Genomic DNA, 5201 nt, shown 5'->3' with positions numbered 1-5201 from the left:
GTGTTCGCGCAAGGCGAACCTAAGCAAAAGCTAGTGGTGTCCGGAACGATTACCAAAGAAACAGAAAAAAGGCACCTTTCAGGTGCTTTTTTTTCATCTTTTAGTCGCCAGAGGCTTCCCACAAAATACCCTACCGCATAACCCTACAAAGCCAATTCGCCCTAGTAAGGACGGAGGCCCGTACCCTCGATCTTCAGGATAGGCACTCTCGATAACCATGTTCAAATCTTGTAGGTGTTTCTCATCACGCGAGGCGCGTCTTATTTCAAAAAATAAGTGATATGGCCCCTCTGGATCATCAATCGTAATCGAGTAGGCCCAGTTTCTCTTTGCTGATGTTTGATACACCTTTTCTGCTGGATCGCATAGACGGTTGATAATCTCAGGTAATGCCAAAGATAATCTATATCTAATTGGGCAAAACGTTCTCCCATTCCCGCTATGGTCGTAAATTATCTGTTCTCCTGCTGGGTGATAAAAAGCTTCATAACCTTTTGTAAAACAATGATTTGTGAACCTAACGTGTACTTTTAATACCTTTTTAGCCATATCGCTATTTACGTGCATAATGAATGGCTCAAGGTGAGTGAAATCGAACTCTTCTCCAGATATGTCTAACGTCGGGAAATAGCTAGCCATGAATTACTCCCATTTAGCACCAACCTCCTGCATACGGCCCACTAATGCATTGTATCTTTCATCTTTTTCCTTACCTTCGTATAACTCCTTAATGACAGTCAGTGGGTTAAGCAAAATCACATATTGAAACTCACCTGATGTGCCAGGTTTTGTAGTTATGAAACCTAAATCTCTTAGTTTTCTCATCCTCCCTGTCCATGTGGTTACTGCTCGCTGTCCACTAAAACCAGCTTCATAAGCAAATCCATCTTTATCTCTTATTTCCACAAAGCCCTCATCAAATACCCTGCACCAAAGAGCCAGATATGTTTGGGACAATGGCAGTCCCGTTCCTCCGAGATAATCGAGAATTCGACTGATATATGTCAGCGTTCTTGGCACAGTTGTATACCCGTCATGCTCATGGCGATTCCATACCTTGAGTTGTTCAAGTTCGTCTCCCCATAGTTCTTCTAACAAGGTTTTCCTTTTTGCTGAAAGAGTTCTTCTTCCTGACTTCTTCGCTCTTTCTGAGCCACTATTGCTTACTGTTGGGGGGGACGCTATCGGTAGTGGCAGTGGTAACTTCGCCATTATATTCTCCAAAATCATTTAACATACGGTTATTTTAAGTGTTTTTTCTTTTAAAACAATGAGTTATGTTGTGTTTTGCGTGTGGTTGTGATGTTGCCTTTCAACGTATAGGTATCTTGTGAGTATGTATTTATTACAACTCAATCTGTGAGTTGTAATAAATACAGCATATGGTGACTGATATTCAACGAGTTATGACAGGTTTCTGTGCTCGCTGTGCTTAATTGTACTCAATGTGCTGAATGTGCTCGCGGTGCTGAATGGGGATGCAAGGGGGCAAGGTAATAATTTTACGGCAGCCATTTAATGCAAATCGATATGCCTGCTCATAGTGCCCTGTGTTCGATTTTCGGTGGTTTTTATGGTTATGGTGTGGTTTGGGGCAGGAAATGACTTGGCTCTTGCCTGAGCGCGTCTGAGAGCTATGTGTGGATGTTGATGGGGGTAGCTTGGAAAACGGGAATTATCTTACGTTAAGCGTTTTGAGCTTAACGGGTAATTTCGCTCCAGTGAGCGGAATCACCTGACCGTAGTTGTATATGGTTTTAATCGACGGTGACGGGAGTTGAATGTGATAGTGAAGCGAGCTGCAATTAGTTAAGGATCTTCTTGAGATCCCATTTGTATCGTCGTAATCTCTTGCTCTGAAAACGAAAAAACCACCTGGGGAGGTGGTTTGATCGAAGGTTAAGTTAGTTGGGGAACTGCTTAACCAGGTAACTGTCTTGTGCGAGACGAGTCACCAAAACTGTTCTTTCAGTGTAGCTGTAGTCCGGCCATCACTTCAAGTACTCTCTAAAATCTCTCGCACATTGACTCTTACCAATGGCTGCTGCCAGTGGCGCTTTGTCGTGTCTTTCCGGGTTGGACTCAAGATGATAGTTACCGGTTAAGGCGCAGCGGTCGGACTGAACGGGGGGTTCGTGCAGACAGTCCAGCTTGGAGCGAACTGCCTTCTCGGAACTGAGTGTCTGGCGTGGAATGAGATAAACGCGGCCATAACAGCGGAATGACACCGGCAAACCGAATGGCAGGAACAGGAGAGCGCACGAGGGAGCCATCAGGGGGAAACGCCTGGTATCTTTATAGTCCTGTCGGGTTTCGCCACCACTGATTTGAGCGTCAGATTCTGTGATGCTTGTCAGGGGGGCGGAGCCTATGGAAAAACGGCAACGCCGCGGCCTTTCCTTTCTCCATCACGCGATTGCTCGGTTTTCTCGAGCTTTTGTACGCATGCTCCTGCCGCTCGCCGCAGCCGAACGGCAGGAGCGTAGCGACTGAGTGAGCGAGGAAGCGGAAAAGAGAACATCCCTACACTGAGCACTGACGCTGTGAGGCCTCTTATGACGAAACAACAGAAAACAGCGCTGAATATGGCAAAATTCATCCAGAATCAGTCTCTGCTCCTGCTGGAGAAGCTTAACGAGCTTGATCTCGATGTCGAGGCCGACCTTTGTGAGAAACTCCACGATGATGCGGAGCATCTTTTCCGTACACTGTCCTCGAGACTGGATGCATTACAGGATGGTAACTGATGGCCAGAGTGTCTATTAGTGAGGCTGCACGACTGACGGGTAAGAGTAGAACAACACTGCACAGGTTAATTAAAGCAGGTGACCTGTCCACCTGTAGCGGTGAACGTAATGCAAAAATGGTAGATACTTCAGAGCTTTTACGTGTCTTTGGTCCCTTTGAGCAACCGAAGGGTGAACACCATTCTGGACAGGTCTCTGAACAGCGTGATACAGCCTCTGCTGACCAGAGTGAACAGGTGATTCGTCATCTGAAACAGGAGATTGAACACCTGAACACCTTACTTTTGTCCAAGGATTCGCACATTGACAGCCTGAAACAGGCCATGCTCCTTCTTGAAAATCACCAGGCAAAATTAACTGAATCCCCGGCGCCATGGTGGAAATTCTGGAAAAAATCCTGACCCCGTCATGCTTCAGTTTTCCTCTCCGGTCATTCCGGGGAGTTCCTGAACCTTCCCAAAAATCGTCAGATCTCTGAACGCTCCTCACCACTAAAAATACCCACACCCCACGCAAAATTAAAATTTTGAAGATAACTCATTAATATCAGTTAGTTGTGGGTTATTAAATTACGCAGTATTACTTTCTGTAAGGTGAATCCAAGTCGTCGGCGATTCGTGTACGACTTGCCGACGACTCGTCATAGAGTCATCGACGACTCACTTAAGACTATCAGTAACTTATGACGACTTGACTCTAGAGTCGAATCGTCATTTTGGTGTTTTTTTGACCTTGGCGACTCTAGAGTCAAGTCACGAGTCGAATCGCCGGTGAATCGTGTGGTGAGTCGTCCGGCGACTTGCCATAACGTCATTGCCGGCCGTCGACGAACCCCATTCCTGAGTGTGCTGAAAACCGGTTTTCCGGCTGCGCCGGCAACGCTTCACGGCCACGCAATAAATTGCGTCCCCGTTCACCGTTTTCGGATAGGAAGAACGCCGGAAACAGGACTTACCCTGGCTGAATGGCGTGAATTTTCGCGCTATGCACTTGCGTGCATACTCATGCATGCCGTAAAAACAGAGCCTGCGCGTTTCTGGCGGGTTTTCGGGTGGTTTGTTGCCTGTTTTACCGGTTTCCCGTCGGAAACGCCCTGAGGCCGTTTTAGCGGTGCGTACAATCATGCCTTTATGTTAAATGACAGATGCAAAAAAGCCCCGAAGGGGCCTGAAGGTTTTCCTGCTAAGGGACGAAACGGGCCGCCTCCCGGCGACCTGTTCGGCAGCTCCCTCTGCGACCATCTTATTTGGTCAGTTCAGCCGTCATGTGGACACGGTTATTGAACTGAGCGCTGGTGATTTTGTATGACGCACCTTGTTCAGCGGCCTGTGCGGCAATTTTTGCTTCAGCACGATCCAGGGTGGAGGCGGTAGCGCTGACGCTCTGAGCAAAGGCACCGAAAGACATCATGGATAGAGCGGCAACTGCAACGAAAGTTTTGATGGATTTCATGGTCGTATTCCTTAAGTCATTTTGTTCTGTATGGGGCGTTGTTGCCCTGATGTGATAAATGATAGGACGACCATGAACTGATTAAAATCGAAACAATTTGCGGATATTATTCAAAAAAATAGAACAAAAATTGAGCGCATCAAAACCAGGTGTGAGACTCTGATTTAGGGGCAGGATGAATAGCCTCGAGGGGTCGCACAATTATTAGGCGACAATTACACCGACCGCTGCCGTCAGGCTGAGGGTATCAGTGAAAGCTGCCGTGCGACGATTGCCAATGCATCAAGGTGATGAAAACAGGAGGGGATTTATTTTTTAAATGAAAACAACTATCTATGTTTTTTTCTATTGTAGTGAAATCATGGTGAATCATAAGAACAGATGCATTTTATAAAACAACTCAGAAGTTGAGTTGTTTTATAAAATGCATCTTGCCATTTAAATTCAGATGGTTACTTATGGTTTCTGTACTCATGGTGCTCCATATGAATCAAAGCATTGCATTGAACCGGTGGTGCTGAATTGCGTTATTGGTTTTGTTATATTGTTTACATCGTAGCGACTGACCGGATGAGATTGAGCGCTACCCAGCAGGACAAATCTTGTTCCTGTGTTCGCGCAAGGCGAACCTAAGCAAAAGCTAGTGGTGTCCGGAACGATTACCAAAGAAACAGAAAAAAGGCACCTTTCAGGTGCTTTTTTTTCATCTTTTAGTCGCCAGAGGCTTCCCACAAAATACCCTACCGCATAACCCTACAAAGCCAATTCGCCCTAGTAAGGACGGAGGCCCGTACCCTCGATCTTCAGGATAGGCACTCTCGATAACCATGTTCAAATCTTGTAGGTGTTTCTCATCACGCGAGGCGCGTCTTATTTCAAAAAATAAGTGATATGGCCCCTCTGGATCATCAATCGTAATCGAGTAGGCCCAGTTTCTCTTTGCTGATGTTTGATACACCTTTTCTGCTGGATCGCATAGACGGTTGATAATCTCAGGTAATG

5 protein-coding genes and 1 pseudogene are annotated in these 5201 nt (G+C 46.2%); 2 read left to right on the top strand and 4 right to left on the bottom strand.

Annotated elements, in window-relative coordinates; genetic code table 11:
• Positions 1 to 93: 93 nt before the first annotated feature.
• Complete coding sequence (locus HMPREF1024_RS29830) at positions 94 to 639, bottom strand: hypothetical protein (RefSeq protein WP_009310050.1); 546 nt, start codon at positions 637 to 639, stop codon at positions 94 to 96.
• A gap of 3 nt (positions 640 to 642) precedes the next feature.
• Positions 643 to 1212, bottom strand: a complete 570-nt coding sequence (locus tag HMPREF1024_RS00305; RefSeq protein WP_009310049.1) for a hypothetical protein — start codon at positions 1210 to 1212, stop codon at positions 643 to 645.
• A gap of 1343 nt (positions 1213 to 2555) precedes the next feature.
• Between HMPREF1024_RS00305 and HMPREF1024_RS00310 the strand changes: the two genes are divergently transcribed.
• Together HMPREF1024_RS00310 and HMPREF1024_RS00315 are read left to right on the top strand one after the other, a co-directional pair.
• A complete protein-coding gene (locus HMPREF1024_RS00310; RefSeq protein ID WP_004187666.1) occupies positions 2556 to 2747 on the top strand; it encodes a Rop family plasmid primer RNA-binding protein in 192 nt (63 codons plus the stop codon).
• Positions 2747 to 3148 (top strand): AlpA family transcriptional regulator, encoded by a 402-nt coding sequence (locus HMPREF1024_RS00315; RefSeq protein ID WP_009310048.1) that lies wholly within the window; start codon positions 2747 to 2749, stop codon positions 3146 to 3148. The genes HMPREF1024_RS00310 and HMPREF1024_RS00315 overlap by 1 nt, the downstream gene beginning before the upstream one ends.
• Positions 3149 to 3989: 841 nt before the next feature.
• Here the strand turns inward: HMPREF1024_RS00315 and HMPREF1024_RS00320 are convergent.
• Positions 3990 to 4199, bottom strand: a complete 210-nt coding sequence (locus HMPREF1024_RS00320) for a YdgH/BhsA/McbA-like domain containing protein (RefSeq protein WP_009310047.1) — start codon at positions 4197 to 4199, stop codon at positions 3990 to 3992.
• 703 nt (positions 4200 to 4902) lie between these two features.
• A pseudogene (locus HMPREF1024_RS31580) lies at positions 4903 to 5201 on the bottom strand (hypothetical protein); the annotation flags it as partial.

Source organism: Klebsiella sp. 4_1_44FAA (assembly GCF_000238715.1).
Taxonomy (GTDB): Bacteria; Pseudomonadota; Gammaproteobacteria; order Enterobacterales; family Enterobacteriaceae; genus Klebsiella; species Klebsiella pneumoniae.
The sequence above is the reverse complement of the archived record's forward strand: the minus strand, read 5'-3'. Positions and strand labels throughout refer to the sequence as shown.

Bases quoted from the DNA above. Each gene is read 5' to 3' on its own strand.
- HMPREF1024_RS00320 (WP_009310047.1), bottom strand. From the start codon at position 4,199: ATGAAATCCATCAAAACTTTCGTTGCAGTTGCCGCTCTATCCATGATG.
- HMPREF1024_RS00315 (WP_009310048.1), top strand. From the start codon at position 2,747: ATGGCCAGAGTGTCTATTAGTGAGGCTGCACGACTGACGGGTAAGAGT.
- HMPREF1024_RS29830 (WP_009310050.1), bottom strand. From the start codon at position 639: ATGGCTAGCTATTTCCCGACGTTAGACATATCTGGAGAAGAGTTCGAT.
- HMPREF1024_RS00305 (WP_009310049.1), bottom strand. From the start codon at position 1,212: ATGGCGAAGTTACCACTGCCACTACCGATAGCGTCCCCCCCAACAGTA.
- HMPREF1024_RS00310 (WP_004187666.1), top strand. From the start codon at position 2,556: ATGACGAAACAACAGAAAACAGCGCTGAATATGGCAAAATTCATCCAG.